We start from the raw sequence: 19,699 nt of genomic DNA on the forward strand, positions 1-19,699 counted from the left end.
CCCGCCCTTTCCCGAGAATGGGCGGAACGGAAAAAGGGATGTGGCTATGGCTTTGCGCATCATGCCCACCGCGCCAGACGGGCCATGGCCGCGTGGCGGCCAGCCTGCTTGAGTTGCTGGGTGAAGGCCAGCTTGCCCGTATGATGAAGATCGCCAGTACGGATCGGCTTGCCGTCACGCGCCGGGGCGAGGTCACCACTCCGTTGTCCTTGCGGAGCTGGTGCGGGTTGGTCTTCGCCGTTCTGCTTGGCTGGTGCCGGCCCGCCCTCCTTCACCGCACCACCACCGATCTGGATACGGAAATTGGTGGCGACCTCGTGTCCTCCGTTATCACGGGCGACCACGACCACCGCCAGGGACCCCTTGAAGCCCTCCGGCGCCTCACCGACAAAAATACCGCGCGTTGCATCAAAACTCATCCAGGGTGGCAAGGGGCGACCATCGCTCATCTTGGCTGCAAGCTGGATGCCGGCCTCGGCGCTCGTGTGACCGAATGCGTCCACGGGCACCGCGAAATTGATGACCTTGGAGTCCACGACCACGGCGGGGATGCCCTTGGCGACAAACAACGCGCCATCGCTGACAGCATTGACCGGCGGCGCTGAAACAGCCACCTGGAATCCGCCGCCGCTGGTCACGGAAGCGATCCTGGCGGCAAAGGCATTGCTGCCAATACCGGAGCCTCCCTGGGTGAAAGCGCCACTATCCGACACTGCCGCCCGGATCGAGGTAATCAGCGCCGGTCCCTCTGATGGGGGAGGCGGTGGCGGCTTAGGAGCCTCGACGACCGGCGGTGGCGGCGGTGGCGGCGGTGGCGGCGGTGGCGGAGACGGATTGTCATAGGACAGCGTCATGGTGGTCGAGATGGTGGCACCCGAGGAATCGGTCACGGTCACCGTCACCGGGATGGAACCGCTCTGCCCCTGGGACGGGGTGCCGGTGAAGGTCTGGGTGATCGGATCAAACTTCAGCCAGGACGGCAATGGCGTGTTGTTCGGCCCTTTGGCGGTATAGGTCAGAGGGTCGCCATCGGGATCACTGAAGGTGCCGCCGGGAATCGGTGCCGAGCCGCCCTTGCCCAAGGCCCCGGAGATGGTCGGGGAACTGACGGTGGGCTGGTCGTTGGCGTTGGAGATGTATTCCCGGAAGGTGGTGGATTTGGCGCCGCCATTACCGTCCGAGGCCGTCACCTTCAAGTCGATGTAGGACAAGCTGGAGGGAGGATTGCCGGAAAAGGTTCGGCTCGCCCCGGTGAAACTCAGCCAGGACGGCAGGGCGGTGCCGTCTGCCTGAGTGGCGGTATAGGTCATGGTATCGCCATCAGCGTCATTGAAGACGTTGGCATTGAACTGGAACGTCTTGCTTCCCGATCCGCTCCAACTCTGATCGGCGATGGCGTTGGCCACCGTCGGTGTGTCATTGGCGTTGGTTACGGTCAGGTTGAAGGTGTTGGTCACCGTCGAGTTCTGCGGATCAGTGGCAGTCACCCTGATGGCGAAAGTCTGGCCATTGACCGAGGCCGGCGGATTGCCGGAGAAGGTCCGGGTGGAAGCGTTGAAGCTGAGCCAGGATGGAAGGGCGGCGCCACTGCTCAAAGATGCGCTCAAGGTCACCGGCGTACCATCGGCGTCGAAGAAGGTGTTGGCCGGAACCTGATAGGTCCAGGCGCCAGAGCCATCCTTGGTCTGGGCGCCAATGGCGTTGGCGACCACCGGGGCGTCGTTGGTGGTGTTCTGGTCGATGGAGAGCTGGAATGACGAGGCGGCGCTGCCGCCGTTTCCATCATCGGCAGTAACCTTCAGCGCCACGCTGGGCGCGCCCCAGGGGGGATTGCCGGAGAAGGTGCGGGTATTGGCGTCGAAGGACAGCCAGGATGGCAGGGCCGATCCATCCGACTGGGTGGCGCTATAGCTCAGGGTGTCGTTGTCTGCGTCGGTGAAGGTGTTGGCGGGAACCTGATAGGTCCACGCCCCCGGCCCCGACATGCTCTGCCCCGCCAACCCATTGGCCACCACAGGCGCATCATTGGCATTCGAGACCCGGAGTGTGAAGGTGCTGGATACAGCCGCCGCCGACGGATCGGTGCCGGTCACCTTCAGCAGCAAAGTCGAGACGCTGGACGGCGGATTGCCGGAGAAGGTGCGGGTATTGGCGTCGAAGGACAGCCAGGACGGCAGGGCCGAACCATCGGACTGGGTGGCGCTCCAAGTGATGGTATCGCCGTCCGCGTCGGTGAAAGTGCTGACCGGCGCCTGATAGCTCCAGGCGCCGGAACCGCTCATGCTTTGGTCGGCGATGCCGGTGGCCAGCACCGGCGAATCGTTGGCGCTGGCGATGGTCAGATTGAAGGCACCGGAAATGCTGCCGCCCTCGTTGTCGTTGGCGGTCACCGTGATGGCATAGGTCTGGCCGTCGGCGGTCGCGGGGGGATTGCCGGAAAAGGTCCAGGCCTGGGGATTGAAGCGCAGCCAGGAGGGCAGCGCCCCACCGCCGGTCAAGGTGGCGGACAGGGCCAGGGTGTCGCCGTCGGCATCGGTGAAGGTGTTGGCCGGGATCTGATAGGTCTTGGCCCCCGATCCGGTCCAGGTGGTGCTGGCGATGGCATTGGCGAGGACCGGGGCGTCGTTGCTGGTGTTCTGGTCGATGTTGAGACGGAAGGAGGACGAGGCAGAACCGCCATTGCCGTCGGATACGCTGATCTTCACGTCCACCTGCGGCACCCCATTCGGCGCGTTGCCCGACAGGACACGGGTGGCCGGATTGAAGCTCAGCCAGGCTGGAAGCGCGGAGCCGTCGGTCTTGGTCGCGCTCCAGGTCAGGGTATCGTTGTCGGCGTCGGTGAAGGTGCTGGCCGGAACCGTATAGCTCCATACCCCCGGTCCGCTGATGGTCTGCGGCCCCAGGGGATTGGCCAGAACCGGAGCATCGTTGACGGAGCTAAGCGTCAGGGTGAAGGTGGACGACACCGTGCCGCCATTGCCATCATTGGCGGTGACCGTCAGGTTGACCGATCCCACCCCGGCGGGCGGATTGCCGCTGAAGGTACGGCTGGCGGTATCGAAGCTCAGCCAGGACGGAAGCGCGCCGCCGCCTTGCAATGTGGCCGAATAGCTCAGGACGTCGCCATCCGGGTCCGCCGAGAAGGTGTTGGCGGGAACCTGATAGCTCTTGGCCCCCGATCCGGTCCAGGTCTGGTTGGCAATGGCGTTGGCCACCGTCGCGGTGTCGTTGGCGCTGGAAATGTTGATGGTGAAGTCGTTGGCGGCGCTGCCGCCGCGCCCGTCATCGGCGGTCACCCGGATGGCGACACTGGCCACACCCGAAGGCGGATTGCCGGAAAAGGTCCGGGTGGCGGAGCTGAACGACAGCCAGGACGGCAGGGCCGAACCGTCCTGCTGCTTGGCCGAATAGGTCATGGTATCGGCATCGGCGTCGCTGAACACATTGGACACGAACTGGAACGACTTCGCCCCCGCCCCCGACCAGGACTGGTTGGCGATGGCGTTGGCCACGGTGGGGTTGCGATTGACGGTGATGGCGAAGGTGGTGTTGGCGGTGTCGTTGGCGGCGGTGTCGGTCACCTTAAAGACGAAGCTGTCGCTGCCGCCGCCGCCGCCGCCATGGGTGTAGGTGATGTTGCCCGCACCCAAATCCGACTGCAGGAAGGTGTCGCCGTTGTTGAGCGCCACGCCGCCCTTGTAGAGGATGCCGCCGGTGGGCTTGGTCACCACGGTATAGCTCAGGGTGCTGGCCGCCTGCTCGCCGTCGTAGGAGGCCAGTCTGGCGTTGGTGATGGTCACCGACTGGCCTTGCACCACCACCGCGCCCTCGTTGATGGTGACGCTGGCCGCATCGTTGACGTTGGTGATGGCGATGGTGAAGGCCTTGTCGTAGGTCAGACCACCCTGGTCGGTGGCGCGGACCGTCACGCTCTGGCTGGTGGCGGTCTCGTAATCCAGGTTGGCCCCGGCCTTGACCTGCAACTGGCCGCCGACGATCTGGAACTTCGACGTAGCGCCGCTGACCAGCGAATAGGTAAAGGTGTTGCCGGAATCGGGGTCGGTGCTGGACAGGTTGCCCACCGCCGTTCCCGCCGCGCTGTTCTCCGGGACCGTGGCAGCCGACAGGGCGATATCGGTCGGTGCCTCGTTGACGTTGGTCACCGTGATGGTGAAGACCTTGTCGTAGAAGGCGCCCTGGGCATCGGTGGTGCGCACCGTCACCGAATGGCTGGTGGCGGTCTCGTAATCCAGGTTGGCCCCCGCCTTGACCTGCAACTGGCCGCCGGAAATCTGGAACTTGTCCGTCGCGCCGCCCACCAGGGAATAGGCGGCGCTGTCCCCGCTGTCGGCATCGGTGGTCGATAGAGTGCCGATCACCGTTCCTGCGGCGCTGTTCTCCGCCACGCTGGACGACGACAGGGCAATGTTGGTCGGCGCGTCGTTGATGGAGGTGGAGATCACCGTGGTGGTGTAGTCCGTGACTGCCGAAGCCACGCCATCGCTGACGGAGACGGTCATCGAGGTGGTCTCGGTCAAGCCCGGCGCCACCCGGTTGGCGGTCGGCGTGAACACCAGCCCCCGGATGGCGGTGGTCGCCGCGGCGGCCGTGCCGGAATAGGAGTAGTTCCCTGCGCCCAGATTGGTGAAGCCGTTCAGCGTGGTGAAACTGCCCTGGAGGGAACTGCCCAGCGAGATGCTGACCGTCTGGGTCTGCGCCGTGGAGCCGTCCGAAGTGCCGGTGTCGGCGATGGTCACATTGGTGAACGGCGATACCGTGGCGTTGTCGTTGACCGTCTGCCCGGCGGTCGCTCCGCTGATGGTCGGCGCGTCGTTGACGGTGACCGTAAAGGTCTTGGTCGCCGTCGCCGTGCCGTCGCTGACCTGGATGCTGAATGTGTCCGTGCCGGTATACCCGGCTGTGGGCGTGTAGGTGATGGTGCCGCCCGGCGTGATGTTGGCGCTGCCCGATGTCCCGGTGGCCCCGGCAATGCTCAAGGTGCCGTGGCTGGGGCCGCTGCTCTGGGTCAAGGTTTCCGTCTGGCCGGAATCCGTGTCGTTGATATGGAGATAGGACTTGATATCCACCGCCGAGGCGCCCACCGCCACGGTCAGGGACTGGGAACTGCCGCCCACGAAGGCGGGCACGGCGTTGGGATTGATGGCAAGCGATTGGGATGGATTGAATGACTGGGTATTGGAAAACGCGTCACTGACCATGACGTACCACGTCGACAATGTCCCCGCATAGGTGGGCACGAATGTCTGGCCGTTCGCCGTGTTGTAAAAGGTGACGCCACCGCCGGATGTTTGACCTGTTTCATAATAGGAGCCGTAATTTGTGGCATTGACGCCGATGAATCCCTGCCGGCCTTCAAGGCTGACCGTCTGGCCGCTAAGTGGTCCCGCCGTGTACGTGTAGTTCGCCGTGAAAATCATGTCGTAGTTAAAGTTTGGTCCAGCACCGTAGCGAACGGTCCACGACCCGTTCAAACCCGCGCTGATGGTGCCGTTAGCATCGTAGGACAGCGCCACCGGGTTTCCCGAATAGGTGCGGTTCCAGGCCGACAATTGCTGGAGATCGCCGTCATAGTCGGCGAGCCTGGACGGATCCAATGGCGAATCCCCATCGATAACGCCCGACGCATGTTCAAGAGCCCAATCCCCGTTCGCGCCGGTGACGTTTTCGGACGCCGCCACATCGGCGCCGGTCGCAGCCGCCAGACCATCGATGAATCGCTGTCCGTCCGCCCCCTTGGCCACATCGCAGCCATAGACCAGCAGGTCGCCGCCGACGTTCAGGGCATGGCCGATCTGGGCCAACTCGGCCTGGACGGCGGGATCCGAAAGACTGGCGGCGGCCAATCCGTCCGCGCCGATCCTTAAGGTGGCCTCGCCGCCATGGGACAGGATGGACATGCTGTCGTAGCCGGCATGGGTCTCCGCCCATTTGGCGATCTGGGCCAGACCGCTTTGGTTGGCGTCGATCTCCTCGATCTCAACGCCGGGCTTGATGGCGGCCTCAAGGGTCTTGTAGTCGGCCACCGAGGTGTCGATGAACACCACCTCTTTGCGTCCATTGTTCCGGGTCGGATCGGCGGCCCTCACCTCCACCGGAGCGGGAGCATCGGGGATCAGCGCCTTGGCGGCTGCGTCGGGCGCGGCATGGGCGGCATCCACGGCCGCCGCGCCGTCGAACATCCAGCGCGGCTCCAGGGCGAGCAGGCCGAGTGTGTTGCGGTGACGCTTGCGCTTGATATGGCCCATGTTTCCCACTCCAACAGGGTCGGTCTGCTTATTCGCCGTCCCGACCCGTCATGCGGCTGATCTTGCCGCCCAGCCAAGCCAGACCATCGCCCAGCGGGTCCTTGCGCTCGGGCTCGGCGACCGTGGCCGCCTCGGCCGGCTTGGCGAGACCGTTGGAGATGAAAGTCCCCAGCCAGGCCATTGCCCCCTGATTCTCGGGCTTTGGCGCCGGGGCATCGGGGGTTACCGACTCGATCACGGCGGGTGCGGCCTGCGGCACGGGACCTGCCTTCATCACCGGCGGCATGGCCAGCACGATGGCCCCCGACAGCCCGTCCAGCGAGTGCGACGCCACCCGCTCGGGCACCGGGTCGGCACCGATGGTGGATTGCAGCTTGCCGTAGGCCGACTGCATCTGAGCGTAGGTCTGGAAGCGGCGAAGCTCGGCGGCGATGGCCGAGGTCTCGGTGCTGATGCGTTCGATCTCGTTGGTGGTGCCGCCGCGGCTCTGGTTGCCCGAGGCTTCGGCCAGGCGGGTCTCGATGCCCCACAGCTTGTCGGCCCGCTCGAACTGCTTGGCGGCGCTCATGAACTGATGCGAGATCACATGCACCTGGGCCAGCACCGCCATGCGCAACGCGATCCGTTTGGCATCGGCGACCTTCTCGGCACTGTCGGCATGGGCCAGGCGGTCGGGCGCCGACAGCAGATTGATCAGGTTCCAGGTGACCTTGGTGCCCACGTCGTTCCAGCGGTTGTCCACCAGGAACGAGTTGGAATCGTACTGGCGCGAGAACGACAGGGTGACGCCCGGCAACAGCTTCAGGATTTCCTTATGGGTGTCGTCGATGGCGATACGGCTCTGATAGTCCTGTTCCCGCAGATCCGGGTTGTTGATCAGCGCGGCTTCTTCCATCTGCTCGATAGACATGGACCATTCGGGGATGGTCATGCCGCCCTTTTCCGGCACGTCGAGCTTGAAATCACTGCCCGGCGGCACGTTGATCAGGGCGGCAAGCTCGGCCTTGGCGGTGGTCAGTTCCTGGTCGATGGCTTCAAGCTGGCGGATGCTTTCCAGCAGGGTTTTCTGGATGCGCAGGCTCTCGGTGGGGTTCTTCAACCGCTCGGCCTCGACCCGTTCGGAATCCTTCAACGCCTTTTCCGCATTGGCGATGATGTCCTTGACCTTGCCCTTCAGGGTTTGGGCCGCTGCCGCGCGCCAGAAGGTGAAGCGGACCTCCTGCACCAGATTGGCCACCGTCTTGCGGCGCTTTTCCGCAGCGATCAGGGCGCGGTCGGCATTCTGGTGGGCGGTGAAATAGGAAACACCGAAATCCAGGATGTTCCAGGTCAGGCCCAGGTCGTTGGTGATGGAGAAGCGGTCGGCCGAATAGCTGGGGTTCGAGGTGCTGGTGGTCTGGGTATAGAGATCACGCGACTTGGTGGCGTTGGGTGCCGAGCGCTCGGTATAGCCGGCATTAGCGGTCAGCTTGGGCAGCAGGTCGAAGCGGTCGAGATCCAGCTGCCCCAAGGCCAGGGCCTCGTCCATCATCTTGGACCGCTTGTCCAAATTGTACTTCAACACCCGCGCCACCGCGTCGGCGAGCGTCAGCGGCTTGGCCATCGCCTCCTGGCCCTCGAACATGGCGACCCGGTCGGCTTTGGCCTTCGCAGAGAACTCATCTTGCGTGAACGGCGTCGGCGTCACGCCGCAGGCCGACAGCAGGGCCATGGTGGAAACGGCTGCCAGCAGGCGGCCCATGCGGGACAGATTGGCGGTCATGTGATTATCCCCTGGTCTTAGGAAAAGCGGATGGCGGCAAAGCGCCCGGCCTGCTTGAGTTGTTGGGTGAAGGCGATTTTGCCCACCGGCTTGTCGCGGTGGTGACTGCCCAGCTTGATGACGTTTCCGTCCCGGACGGCGCCGGTCTTTTCCGGCAACCCGTTGATTCGCACGGTGATGGTGGCTTCCTGCCCCTTGTCGTCGCGGGCGACGATGCGGACCACCATGGTGCCCTTGAAGTCGGCGGGCGGCTGCCCCGCCAGGGTGCCGGAACGGGAGTCGAAGTTAAGCCAGGACGGCAAAGGCTGCCCCGTCACACGAGCCGCGCTCAGCGTGACCACGGCATCGGAACGGCTATGGACGAAGGCGTCTACCGGAAGGGCAACCCGGATCGGCCCATCGGTGACCGGCGGCACCTGAACCTCGGGACGAAGGGCCAGCAGACCTTCAACCGGCGGCCCGCCCTGGGTCCCCGTCACCACCGGCACACGGAACCCTCCATCCCCCGCCGTCGGCGTGAACTGGGGCGTCATAACCACCGGGATGACCGGAGGCGCCACCACGACAGGGACAAGCGGGGCCACGGCCTTTGACACCTCGCCCACCGGTGCCTTCGGGGCGTCGGCGACCGGTCCGGCCGGTGCCTTGGGGGCATCGGCGGCCGTTGGCGCCGAGGGAATGGGCGTGGTGGCCGGAACGAATACCGACGGCGGCGCGGTGTCGCGGACGATGGTCTTCGGCAACTCGGAGACAGGCTGGGGCGGCGCCTGCGGCACGACGACCACCACCGGCGGAGCAGGTGGCGCGGTGGGCGGCGGCGGGGGAGGTGGCGGGGCCGGGTCGGCCGGCTTGGCCGCCACGGTGACATTGAAGACGCGCGTCGCCGTCACGGCGCCGTCGCTGACCTGGACGGTGAAGGTGTCGGTGCCGGAATATCCGGCGGTGGGCGTATAGGTGATGGTGCCGCCGGGCGTCACGTCGGTGCTGCCCGACGTGGCGGTGGCGCTGGAGAAGGACAAGGTGCCATGGCTGGGGGCCACCGACTGGCTCCAGGTCTCGGTCTGGCCGGAATCCGAATCGCTGACATGCAGATCGGGCTTCAGGTCCACCGCTGCGCTGTTGTAGCTGAGCGACAGGGCCTTGGCTGTCCCGGTGACGAAGGTGGGCGAGACGTTGGACGCCACCGTGACATTGAAGACGCGGGTGGCGGTGCCCCCGTTGCCGTCGCTGACCTGGACGGTGAAGGTATCACTGCCGGAATAGCCGGTGGTGGGCGTATAGGTGATGGTGCCGCCGGGCGTCACGTCGGTGCTGCCCGAGGTGGCCGTGGCGCTGGAAAACGACAGCGTGCCGTGGCTGGGCGCCACCGACTGGCTCCAGGTTTCGGTCTGGCTGGAATCGGAATCGCTGACATGCAGGTCCGGCTTCAGATCGACGGCCGTGCCGTTGAATGCGACCGACAGGGCCTTGGCCGACGCGGTCACGAAGGTGGGAGCGGTGTTTGGCGAGGCGCTGCGGGCGGAGAAATAGAGTTTGTTATTGTAGACGGTGATGCTGGTGACGTTGCTGCCCGATGAACCGGCGTTGATATCCTTGACCAGCGCCGTCCCACCGGCGGTGCCGTCGCTGGTCCATAATTCGGCGCCGTTGCTGTCGCTCAGCTGGAAGGGCGTGAAATACAGCTTCCCCCCCGTCCTGGCGAAGTAGACCGGCATGCTGCTGCCGCTGCCGGCATTGATGTCCTTGACTAGGCTGAGGGCGGCGCCGTTCCAGGACAGCAGCTCGTTGCCGTTGGTCCCGTCATTTCCGCCGAGATACATGGTCGCGGTCGAGTACTCCGCGCCATACACGGTGGAAACGCCGTTGACCTTGGCCGTTCCGGCGGCGGTGCCGTCGGTCTTGTAGAGGTCGCCCGTTTGGGTCGTGAAGTAGACGTTTCCATCCCCGGCGGTCCATTGGAAGAAGCCGCCGGCCGCGCTGGAATCGCCCGACGACGGATATCCGCTGGTGGTGCCGCCGGCGACGATGTCCTTCAGCAGGACGGTGCCGGCGGTGGTGCCATCCGACACCCAGGGCTCCGCCCCGTAGGTGGTGGTGTAGGGCGAGAAATAGAGCTTGTCGCCGACCGCGCTGAACGAGAACGTCGCGTAGGAGGTGTTGGACCAGACCATGCTGTTGGAGCCGAAATCCTTGACCGCCACGGTGCCGCCGGTGGTGCCGTCGCTCTTCCACAGCTGGTCGTAGTGCCCCAGGGTGGTGTCGTTGGCCGCCAGGAACAGCTTATCGCTGGCGGCGACCACCTTGGAGACCCACACCGTATGGACCCGGGACACCGTGGCGCCGTCATAGGACCACAGCTGGGTTCCGGCGGCGCTGCCATAGCCGACAAAGTAGAGGACGTTGTTCAGCGCCGCGATTGTCTGCCGCGTGCCCGTATCGACGCCGCCGTTGCTGCCGCTCCACAGATCGGTGACCATCTGGGTGTTGGCTTCGGTGCCGTCCGTCCGCCACAGCTCGGCGCCGTTGGTGCCGTTGTTGGCGGCGAAGTAGAGCCAGCCGTTGCAGGCCACCAACTGGTTGTAGCTGTTGTTGAAGGCGCTGCTGCTGCCGGACCGGATGTCCTTGACCAGTTGCGTTCCCGCTTCGGTGCCGTCGGTCACCCAAAGTTCCCGGCCATAGGTGGCATTGGTGGCGGTGAAGTAGAGCTTTCCATTGAAGACGGTGAAATCCAGCGGATTGCTGCTGCCGCCCGGATTGATCTCCTTCAGGATGGCGGTCCCCCCCGAGGTGCCGTCCGAGGCCCAGATATTGGTGGTGACGGCCAAACGATCGCCATAGTCAGGAACATCGATGGCGGTTGCGGTGATGACGCCGGTATCGCTCTCCAAAATCCAATCGCCATTGCGGCCCGTGGCATCGTCCGACGCCGCCACGTCGGCGCCGGTCGTCGCTGCCAATCCGGCGATGAACTGCCGCCCGTCCTCGCCCTTGGCCACATCGCAGCCATAGAGCAGCAGGTCGCCTCCGGCCTTCAGCGCATGGCCGAGTTCGGCCAACTCCGCCCGGGTCACCGCATCGGCCAGGGATGAAGCCGTGATGGCGTCCGTTCCCAGATTCAGCGTCGCCGCCGAACCATGGGATAAGACGGAAATGCTGTCGTATCCCGTATGCGTCTCCGCCCATTTGGCGATCTGGGCCAGGCCGCTTTGGCCGGCGTCGATCTCCTCGATCTCGACGCCCGACCCCACCGCTGCCTCCAAGGTCTTGTAGCCGGCCACCGAGGTGTCGACGAACACCACTTCCTTCCTGCCGTCGTTCCGGGCGGGATCGGCGGCCTTGACCTCCACCGGGGCGGGCGCATCGGGAATCAGCGCCTTGGCAGCGGCGTCAGGGGCCGCATGGGCGGCATCCACGGCGGCTGCGCCGTCAAACATCCATCGCGGCTCAAGGGCAATCAACCCAAGATTGGGACGCCTTGAATTGTTCTTATATAAAGCCATTGCCGCCGCTCCTAAATACCCGCCACAGGTATTTTTCGCAGCCGACTTTATCAGCCTGAGTCTTGCGCCTCATTTGTCATGCAGTACCAAGTCGAGACAACTTGATACCAAATTCGGAAGTGCGGTGCGTCAACGTCTCTTCTCTATGGACAGGAACTGTCCAGCCACGTATTCGTTCGAAAGGCCCTTGCGCTGGGGAGGGGAAATGCGGCCTGCGTACGAGACATTAAAATTCGACTGGCTCTGTGCCCCGACCGCCGAGGACGCGGTGGTCCTGCGCCCTTGGGACGGCGACCTGGCCATCCACTACTATCCCGTTCCCGAGGAAATCGGCCAAGCCAACATCACCCGGCTGGAACTGGCCATGGGGATGACGATTTTCCGAGCTGAACATCGGTTCTCCCAGGAAGGTTTCGGAAAGCTGATCGAAATCGCCGAGGTCGAGGGGACGTTTCCATCCACCTCGTTCATGGTTCAGATCACCCGCGGCAGTCGGGTCATCCATTACGAATCCGTTCCGGCGGCAAACGTCATTTTCAGCCCCGGCCAGGATCTGTTCCGTTTGGCCGACCGCCTGAAGGTGACGCCGGTGATCGACGCGTCGGCGAGCGGATCCATGACGGCCTTGACCATCGGCGTACAGACGCTGGAATACCTAATCGGGCGAGCCAGCGCCCATCGGACCTTCGAGGTCCTCGGACTGCAGCCCGCCCCGCGGGTGCTGATCAAGGCCATTCCGACCGCCATATCGGACATCCTGCACACGGCCATTCCGACCGGGCTGACCGGCGCCCTGCAGCGGCTGACGGCGCAGGCGCGGACGCTGCACTACCTTACGGCGCTGATTTCCCACCTGGGAACGGATCGCGACGAGCCGCCCTCACTCTCCGCCTCGCAGCGGCGCGCCCGGGAATTGCACGGCCTGTTGCAGAATACCGAGGGGAAGATTCCCACACTGAGCGAATTGGGCGAGCGGTTCAACAAGTCCGCCCGGACGCTCAGCAACGATTTCCAGCTGGAATACGGGCAATCCATCGCGGCGTTCATCTCGGACCGCCGCCTGCAGGAAGCCCATGCCGCCATCATCAAAAGCGACATTCCACTAAAAGCCATCGCGGAACGTCTGGGGTATACCCACACCAACCACTTCGTGCGCGCGTTCTCCAAGAGGTTTGGCTATCCGCCGGGAAGCTTAAGGAAGAGATAAGCGCCGGAGCCGTGACGCGGCCATATACACGTTTCACGCCGTTCCGAGCCGCCATACGATCGGCCTCGGACAGAGAGAGGCGGTCAAACTGTCCCTGGTCCCAATTTTGCCGGAGAATGACCGGGCAGCGAGGGAACAGGGTGCATCGGCCATGGCGGCACATTTGGATGGTCAACTTCGTGCCATCGCAAACGAAAGCAGCCCTGACATCGGTCTCGTGGTCGTCGCCATGTCCAATATTCACTGGCTGGAAACCCGAGGGCACCTCCAGCAGGATAATTTCAACGGGATGGCGTTCCAGTACGCGACATTCTGACGCCCGTCTACACGGTGACCGCCGAGGGCGAGGCAGCCTACGAAGCCGGCTTCTGGACCTTCGCCCCCTGCTCGGCGTCCGGACCTTAAGTGCCGTAGTCCGGCGCCTGGCCGAGATTGCCGTCAAGAACCCCGGCGGCAAAAGCCCCTGGGCATCGGTACCGGCCCTCAAGGAGATTGCCCTGCATCTCGACCGCATCGCATCGGCGTTGCAGCGCGGCCTGCTGACCAGCGCCCCGGCGGGAGAGCACCTGAAGGAGGTGAAAATGCTTCTGGCGCGGTTGGAGGATGTGCTGGAAGAACCGCGGCAATGACGGCTAGGACAGCAAATCCCGTACGGCGGCGACGAAGGCGGCGGCTTGGACGACCGACCATTCCGCCTTGTCCGAGGGCACCGGCTCGGCGGCATAGTCGGCCAGCAGACGGATGTCCTGCACCTGGCCGAGCGCCCGGCCGATTTCGCGCGGGACCTGGCCGGTCTTGACGAATTCCAGGGCAAAGGCGCTATGCACCGCCCCATGGGTCTTGGTAGACTCCGGAGCATGTCCACGGCTGGCCAGGGCTGCGCGGGCCGCGTCGAACATGGCGTAATAGGCGCGGCTGCACGCCCCGTCGCTATCGCCCAGGTCCAGCAGCGCCCGCGCCGAGGAAGCGGCCCGCTCGGCCTTGGCCAGCAAGGAGCTCACAACAGCCGCCCTTCGCGCCGGATGTTGGCCAGCAGGCGGGGATTGGAATGGCGCTCCGGGTGATCCCACAGGTCCTGGCGCACCGGCACCGGCTGGATCAGCACCCCGGTGTCCAGCAGGACGTCATAGGCGATCTCGCTGAGTTCCATGACGGCGTCGAGGTCATCCCCCGGCCGGCCGTCGAGCACCACCGCCACATCCACGTCGCTGTCACGGCCGGCATCCCCGCGCGCGTGACTGCCGAACAAGATGGCCGAACGGAACCATTCACCCTCGCGGCGAGCCACGGCGGTGGTGAAGGCCTCCAGAGCCTGGGGCAGCATCGATGGATCGGCCATGCCAAGTCCCTCTTGTTCCTGTCATGAGGATAGGCGTTCGACCAGGGGAGAACAACAACCGGGTTAGCGTTCGGCTCCACCCCGCCCGGGCCGCCGCGTTGACGGTGGTTTGATCGGCCTTGCCGAAGGTGTTGGGGAAATCACGGGATCGGGACGAGGGGCCGGGGACGGATGTGCCCCGCCGTCTCCGCAATCCCCGACCGGACGGAGAGGAGCGGGAGAAAGCACGCCGCCCCGTGTGTGGAGCGGCATGGGACCGATGGGAGTCTCCGCCGCGCCAAGGACACGCCGCACCACTCGTCGCGCCAAATCCTCTCCCAGGCGCGACCGGGCAATTCCGGCCAGCCGGAGCAGGCTGCCGATGACCCGGCGGCGATCGCGGACCACCCGCCGCCGCCAGCGAATCCGGACAAGCTCCGCCACCAGTGCCGGATTCGGCGACGGCATCATGGGTGCGGCTTCGACGGAGGGTAGAACGACCTTGCGCAGTTGAAGAGCCAAGTCCCCGTTAGGTCGCACACCGGGAAGCAACTCGCCGAACACCTCCGGCCTGTGGCGGACATACCATTCCGCCAGACGGCGGGTAGGCGCGGCAGTTCCGCCCTCGGCGGCCAGATGCCGCCAGGACGCCATGGGGATTGAGGTAGACCTTCTGGAACAACGGATAAGCCACGGCCAACGCCGCAGGCACCGGGGACGGCGCATCCGGCCGGACCGCCAGTTTCCGCCACAACCGACCGATCACGGATTCGTGGGATGAGGTCTGGTCGCCCCGCTTCAAACGCTCGACGTAATCCTCACCGAACAGGGCGAACCATCCGGGCGCCCGCCACACCAGATCCCCCCGCGTGGCCCGCCGCCGCCAAGGCCGCAGAGGAACCTCCCCTTTCATCACCTGGGCACGGAGATCGGAGCGGTCTTCCCGCCGGGCTGCCTGGAAAGGCAATCCTGCGGCGGACAGGTTGGTGGCAAACTCGCTGCGCATGGTGTCGAACAGGTCGCCATGGATATCGCAGCGCAGGCGGGCACCAGTCTCCGACACCGCCTTGACCACCGCATGGACATGGGGGCGCTCCGGGTGGTCGCGGTGCAGGGCCCAGATCACCCGATACCCCTGCCGGGTGAACAGCGCATCGATCGTGGTCGCCGCTGCACGGGCCAGCGGTTCCGTCACATCGCGATCCGGCTCGGTTGTGATGGAGAGGACGAAATGCCAGGCCTGCACAGTGCGAAGGCGCCGGCGTTCGGGAAGGCTGCCCTCCCCTCCCCGCCGCGCCTGTGCCGACAGGTTGTCGCCATCAGGCTCCAGATCCCAGGACTCCAACACCTTGAAGACCCGGTCTCCAGCCAGTTCCCGCCCGAATTCGTCGAACAGCGGAACCTGATCACGATCACCATCCCGCAGGCGGGCGACATAGCGGACGCAAGCCCGCCCCCCCGCCCGGCTCTTACGTGATCCCGCCGCCTTGACCACCGCCTGAGGTCCCCGATTGAGACGCCAAGCCCCATCAACATGGCGCGTCCGCCAAGCCAGCGCCCGGGAACTCAGGCCATCGCTCCGAGACCGACCCAAGCGGAACAGCCGTGCATATAGCCTCTCCTCCACATCGGAGAAACGGCCCATCTTGAGACGCCAGAGATCATCGTCGTCCAGGTTCATGGACGTCATTCTAGGGGCGCGCGAACCACCCGTCTGTCCGACAAAATGTCGGCTAACGCATAAGCCGCAAATGACGGCTAGGCCGGATCGTATTTGTCCCTGATCCCCACCACCACCTCCAGGTGATGGACAGGAAATAGGGCAGATTGGCATAATAGGACGAATTGGCCTATTTGCGGATTGGGGGAGTGGTTGAGCATGGATGCCCGCTGGAGGCCTCTGGTCGTGGCGATAATCGCCCTGGGTTCTGTCTGCGCCGGCACTCCGGCCCTGAACGCCAGCCATGCCGCGGGCCAAGGAGGCGCCGGCCCCATCCCGCCGCGCTTCTATGTCCAGGCAGTAGGGCCCAGGAAGATCGTGTTCTATTGCGACCTGACCGCCAACACCCTCGCCCTCTGCCGGTCCGATTCCGACTGGCGGACCATGGAAAACCAGCAGATCGTCCTGGGACGCCATCCCGGCGATCCGACACGCATCAAGATCGGTGTGTTCGGCACCTGGGAAACCGGGCTGACCTGGCGGGAACTGAGCCGGGGCGTCACCATCAGGGGCTACACCATCCAGGGCCACGAGTGGGACCACGCCAAGGAGCGGCGATAATCGGCGGACACGCCGCTTTGTCCGACAAATTGCTATACCTGCTGAACTTGCTTCTTGGTGATTGCGTCAGAAATACAAGGGCCGTGCATCGTCCCGGCCTGACTTTCTGGAGTTTTTCCGCCCCCTTGCTCTGGCAAACGCCAAAATGGCACTGACACGCCGCGAGAACTATCTGGCACGCGGCGGAAAGGGACTGGCAAGGCGAGAAAATGCCCTGGGGGGTGTTTAGCGCTTTTTGGTCCAGTCGAGGATGATGACCTCCGCCATGGGCCGGGACTGATCCGCTTCGACCAGAGCCGTGAAGACCGTCTCCAACCGTGAACCCGGCGCATTCAGTTCCGCCGTCCGGGCATGAGCCATCTCCAGACGCTCGGCCCACCGGAGCCATTCCGGGCGCGGCATCAGATGAGCCCGCACCCAGGCGATATGGCGGCGCTCCATCTCCGTCCACGCGGCACCTCGCCTCGCCACAACCTCGTCCGGCATTCCCAGCAACGACGTTCCACACCGGTACGGCAGGCGCGGCGGCTCGTTGACCGGTTCCTCAAGAACCTTGCCGAAAGACTTGGCGGTAAGATCACCCCTGACCCCGAAGCTGACGATGGAGCCGGCCCCCTTGGGCAGCAGGCGTCTGGCCAGAGGGTGGTCGGGATGGTCGGGCCGGGTGGGATGGGTAACCCAGGCCACCGACGGGCTGGCCGTCAGGAAATCGATCACCTTGGCGGTATTCTCCACATGGCGGGCCATGCGCAGGCCCAGGGTCTCCACGCCTTGCAGCAGATTGAAGGCGTTGGTGGGCGACAGGCAGGCGCCGAAATCGCGCAGGCCCTCGGTCCGCGCCCGCGTGACGAAGGCGGCGGGGCCGAACTGCTCGTCGAATACCAGTCCGTGATAGCCGGCATAGGGCTCGGTCAGGGTGGGGAACTTGCCCGAGGCGCGCCAGTCGAAGCGGCCGCCGTCCACGATGATGCCGCCGATAGAGGTGCCGTGGCCGCCGATCCACTTGGTGAGCGAATGCATGACCAGATCGGCCCCCAGATCCAGCGGCCGGCACAGAGCGGGCGTGGCGAAGGTATTGTCGATCATCAGCGGCAATCCGGCCCCATGGGCGATCTCCGCCAGGGCGGGAATGTCGAGAACCTCGAGGCCGGGATTGCCGATGGTCTCGCCCAGGACCAGGCGCGTCTCGGGCCGGATGGCGGCCTTGAACCCCTCGAGGTCGCGGGGCTTGACCAGGGTGGTGGTGATGCCGAAACGCGGCAGGGTATGGAGCAGCATGTTGACGGTGCCGCCATAGAGCGAGGCCGAGGCGACGATGTGGCCGCCCTGGCCCATCAGGGTGGCGATGGCCAGATGCAGCGCCGCCTGTCCCGAGGCGGTGGCCACCGCGCCCACGCCTCCCTCCAGCGCCGCGATGCGCTCCTCCAGCACCGCCGTAGTGGGGTTGGAGATGCGGGTATAAAGATGGCCCGGCTGTTCCAGGTCGAACAGCGCCGCCGCATGGTCGGCATCGGCGAAGACGTAGGAGGTGGTCTGGTAGATGGGCACCGCGCGGGCGCGGTGAACCGGATCGGGATGCTGGCCCGCATGCAGGCCCAGCGTATCGAACCCGAAGGTTCGGGGAAGACGGAAACGGCTGTCGCTCATGGCTCAGGCCCCGGGATGCAGGAGATGCTTCTGGATCTTGCCGCTGGTGGTCTTGGGCAGATCCGGGACCAGATGATAGCGGCGCGGCCGTTTGTAATGGGCCAGCCGATCCCCTTCCACCAGGAAGTGGTCCAGGATCTCCGGCGACAGGCTTGCCGATAGCTTGGCCACCACATGGGCCGCCACCACTTGGCCCCAGACGGGATCGGCCTCCCCCACCACCGCCACCTCGACCACGTCGGGATGGGCGATCAGGGCGTCCTCCACCTCGCGCGGATAGACGTTCTCGGCTCCCGAATTGATCATGTGGTCGATGCGGTCCCTGATCCACAGGACGCCGTTGCCGTCCAGTTCGCCCAGGTCGCCGGTGTGGTACCAACCGAAGGCCAGGGCGCGCTGGTTGGCCTCGGGGCGGTTGAGATAGCCGCCCATCATGCAGGGACCGCGCACCAGGATTTCGCCGACCTCTCCCGGTGCGGCGGGATTGGCGGGATCGGTGGGCGAGCCGTCATCGGTGAGGCGCGCCACCACCAGATCGTGGCCCACGGCCGGACGCCCGGCCGAACCGGCGAGGCTCAGTTGCTCGGCAGGCCCCAGCACCGACATGCAGGGCCCCATCTCGGTGGTGCCGTAGACCTGGACCAGGCCGGCACCCACCTTGGCATCCCATTCGCGGATCAGGTGGGGGGCCATGGAGGCGCCGCCATATTCCACCAGACGGATCGACGACAGGTCGCGCCGTCCCAGATCGGGGTGATACAGTAGCATGTTGATCATGGTGGGCGCGGCGAAGAAATGGCTTACCTTCTCCGCCTCGATCAGGCGGAGCGCCTCGGCGGCGTCGAAGCGCCGCAACAGAACCTGGGTGGCCCCCAGTTGCAGACGCGGCAGGAAACTGGTGTGCAGTTCCGCCGTATGATTCAAAGGCGCCAGCGCCAGGCCCACATCGTGATGGACCAGCCCCATGGCCTGATGCATCAGGGCGTTGTGGGCCAGCTTGGCTCGATGGGTGTGCAGCACCCCCTTGGGCCGGCCGGTGGTACCGCTGGTGTACATCAGGATGCAGGGATCGTTCTCGTCCACCGCTACGTCAGGCGGCAATTCCCCTTCGAAATCCAGCAACGCCGCCAGGGAATGGCTGCCGTCCGGCACGTCGCCGGGATCGGCATAGATCCACTGCCGGTTGGCCGGATCCAAGGCGCGCGCCTTGGCCACCACGTCGCCGCCCTCATGCTCGAACAGCACCACCTTGGCGCCGCCATCCTCCAGGATGAACGCCAGTTCCTGCGCCGCCAGACGGTAGTTGATGGGATTGAAGATGGCGCCGATCCGCGCCGCCGCCAGCAGGACGAAGACGAAGCTGGGCGTGTTGTAGAGGAAGGCGGCAACCACGTCGCCCCGCGAGACGCCCAGATCCAGCAGGACACGGGCATGGCGGTTCACCTCGCGGTCAAGCTCGCCATAGCTCCACACCCGGCGCTCGCCGCCCTCCCAGGCGATTAGGGCCGCCTTGCCGGGATAATAGCGGGCGACCCAGCCCAGCGTATCGCCAAGGGTCGGCCCGCCGCTGGACCGGTGTTCGAAGCCCGTGCGAGAAGACATTCCGCCACAATCCTTCCGCAGAAAACCAAACCGTCCCGCCGACCCTAGCAAAGGCATCAGAGGCGTCAACAGTTTTTTCTATTATCTACTAGATTGGTGTTATATGCCCGCCACAC

Annotated in this window: 11 protein-coding genes; 3 read left to right on the forward strand and 8 right to left on the reverse strand. The window is 65.1% G+C overall.

The window, feature by feature from the left end; all coding sequences use genetic code 11:
* Positions 1 to 59 precede the first annotated feature (59 nt).
* The 3 genes from XM1_RS21110 to XM1_RS21120 are packed head-to-tail and all read right to left on the reverse strand — an operon-like array spanning position 60 to position 11,462.
* On the reverse strand, positions 60 to 6,266 hold the full coding sequence (locus XM1_RS21110) for a putative Ig domain-containing protein (RefSeq protein ID WP_068436984.1): 6,207 nt from the start codon (positions 6,264 to 6,266) through the stop codon (positions 60 to 62).
* 28 nt (positions 6,267 to 6,294) lie between these two features.
* Positions 6,295 to 8,028 (reverse strand): TolC family protein, encoded by a 1,734-nt coding sequence (locus tag XM1_RS21115; RefSeq protein ID WP_231920614.1) that lies wholly within the window; start codon positions 8,026 to 8,028, stop codon positions 6,295 to 6,297.
* 17 nt (positions 8,029 to 8,045) lie between these two features.
* On the reverse strand, positions 8,046 to 11,462 hold the full coding sequence (locus tag XM1_RS21120) for an ELWxxDGT repeat protein (protein WP_068436986.1): 3,417 nt from the start codon (positions 11,460 to 11,462) through the stop codon (positions 8,046 to 8,048).
* Positions 11,463 to 11,733: 271 nt separating this feature from the next.
* On the opposite strand from XM1_RS21120, the gene XM1_RS21125 reads away from it, so the two are divergent.
* The gene (locus XM1_RS21125) at positions 11,734 to 12,735 is read left to right on the forward strand and encodes a helix-turn-helix transcriptional regulator (protein WP_068436988.1); all 1,002 of its coding nucleotides are present in this window, start codon (positions 11,734 to 11,736) and stop codon (positions 12,733 to 12,735) included.
* Positions 12,736 to 12,886: 151 nt separating this feature from the next.
* Positions 12,887 to 13,051, forward strand: a complete 165-nt coding sequence (locus tag XM1_RS24335; RefSeq protein ID WP_156428820.1) for a hypothetical protein — start codon at positions 12,887 to 12,889, stop codon at positions 13,049 to 13,051.
* A gap of 316 nt (positions 13,052 to 13,367) precedes the next feature.
* Here XM1_RS24335 and XM1_RS21130 read toward each other — a convergent pair whose 3' ends face one another.
* The 3 genes from XM1_RS21130 to XM1_RS24340 all read right to left on the reverse strand — a co-directional run bounded on the left by XM1_RS21130 (position 13,368) and on the right by XM1_RS24340 (position 15,734).
* A complete protein-coding gene (locus tag XM1_RS21130) occupies positions 13,368 to 13,736 on the reverse strand; it encodes a HEPN domain-containing protein (RefSeq protein ID WP_197603093.1) in 369 nt (122 codons plus the stop codon).
* Positions 13,733 to 14,074 (reverse strand): nucleotidyltransferase domain-containing protein, encoded by a 342-nt coding sequence (locus XM1_RS21135; protein WP_197603094.1) that lies wholly within the window; start codon positions 14,072 to 14,074, stop codon positions 13,733 to 13,735. The genes XM1_RS21130 and XM1_RS21135 overlap by 4 nt, the downstream gene beginning before the upstream one ends.
* Before the next feature lie 508 nt (positions 14,075 to 14,582).
* Positions 14,583 to 15,734 carry a hypothetical protein gene (locus XM1_RS24340; protein ID WP_156428821.1) on the reverse strand — a complete coding sequence of 384 codons (1,152 nt, stop codon included), beginning with the start codon at positions 15,732 to 15,734 and terminating at the stop codon, positions 14,583 to 14,585.
* Positions 15,735 to 15,959: 225 nt separating this feature from the next.
* On the opposite strand from XM1_RS24340, the gene XM1_RS21145 reads away from it, so the two are divergent.
* Entirely contained in the window at positions 15,960 to 16,334 is a 375-nt protein-coding gene (locus XM1_RS21145; RefSeq protein ID WP_156428822.1) for a hypothetical protein, read from the forward strand.
* Positions 16,335 to 16,559: 225 nt separating this feature from the next.
* Here the strand turns inward: XM1_RS21145 and XM1_RS21150 are convergent, their stop codons facing one another.
* Positions 16,560 to 17,981 carry an O-acetylhomoserine aminocarboxypropyltransferase/cysteine synthase family protein gene (locus tag XM1_RS21150; RefSeq protein ID WP_082700641.1) on the reverse strand — a complete coding sequence of 474 codons (1,422 nt, stop codon included), beginning with the start codon at positions 17,979 to 17,981 and terminating at the stop codon, positions 16,560 to 16,562.
* Positions 17,982 to 17,984: 3 nt separating this feature from the next.
* Entirely contained in the window at positions 17,985 to 19,583 is a 1,599-nt protein-coding gene (locus tag XM1_RS21155; protein ID WP_068436992.1) for a long-chain-fatty-acid--CoA ligase, read from the reverse strand.
* Positions 19,584 to 19,699 lie beyond the last annotated feature (116 nt).

Origin of the sequence: Magnetospirillum sp. XM-1 (genome assembly GCF_001511835.1) — a bacterium.
In the GTDB taxonomy this organism is placed as follows: domain Bacteria; phylum Pseudomonadota; class Alphaproteobacteria; order Rhodospirillales; family Magnetospirillaceae; genus Phaeospirillum.

Bases quoted from the DNA above. Each gene is read 5' to 3' on its own strand.
- XM1_RS21110 (WP_068436984.1), bottom strand. From the start codon at position 6,266: ATGGGCCATATCAAGCGCAAGCGTCACCGCAACACACTCGGCCTGCTC.
- XM1_RS21115 (WP_231920614.1), bottom strand. From the start codon at position 8,028: ATGACCGCCAATCTGTCCCGCATGGGCCGCCTGCTGGCAGCCGTTTCC.
- XM1_RS21120 (WP_068436986.1), bottom strand. From the start codon at position 11,462: ATGTTTGACGGCGCAGCCGCCGTGGATGCCGCCCATGCGGCCCCTGAC.
- XM1_RS21125 (WP_068436988.1), top strand. From the start codon at position 11,734: ATGCGGCCTGCGTACGAGACATTAAAATTCGACTGGCTCTGTGCCCCG.
- XM1_RS24335 (WP_156428820.1), top strand. From the start codon at position 12,887: ATGGCGGCACATTTGGATGGTCAACTTCGTGCCATCGCAAACGAAAGC.
- XM1_RS21135 (WP_197603094.1), bottom strand. From the start codon at position 14,074: ATGGCCGATCCATCGATGCTGCCCCAGGCTCTGGAGGCCTTCACCACC.
- XM1_RS24340 (WP_156428821.1), bottom strand. From the start codon at position 15,734: ATGAACCTGGACGACGATGATCTCTGGCGTCTCAAGATGGGCCGTTTC.
- XM1_RS21150 (WP_082700641.1), bottom strand. From the start codon at position 17,981: ATGAGCGACAGCCGTTTCCGTCTTCCCCGAACCTTCGGGTTCGATACG.
- XM1_RS21155 (WP_068436992.1), bottom strand. From the start codon at position 19,583: ATGTCTTCTCGCACGGGCTTCGAACACCGGTCCAGCGGCGGGCCGACC.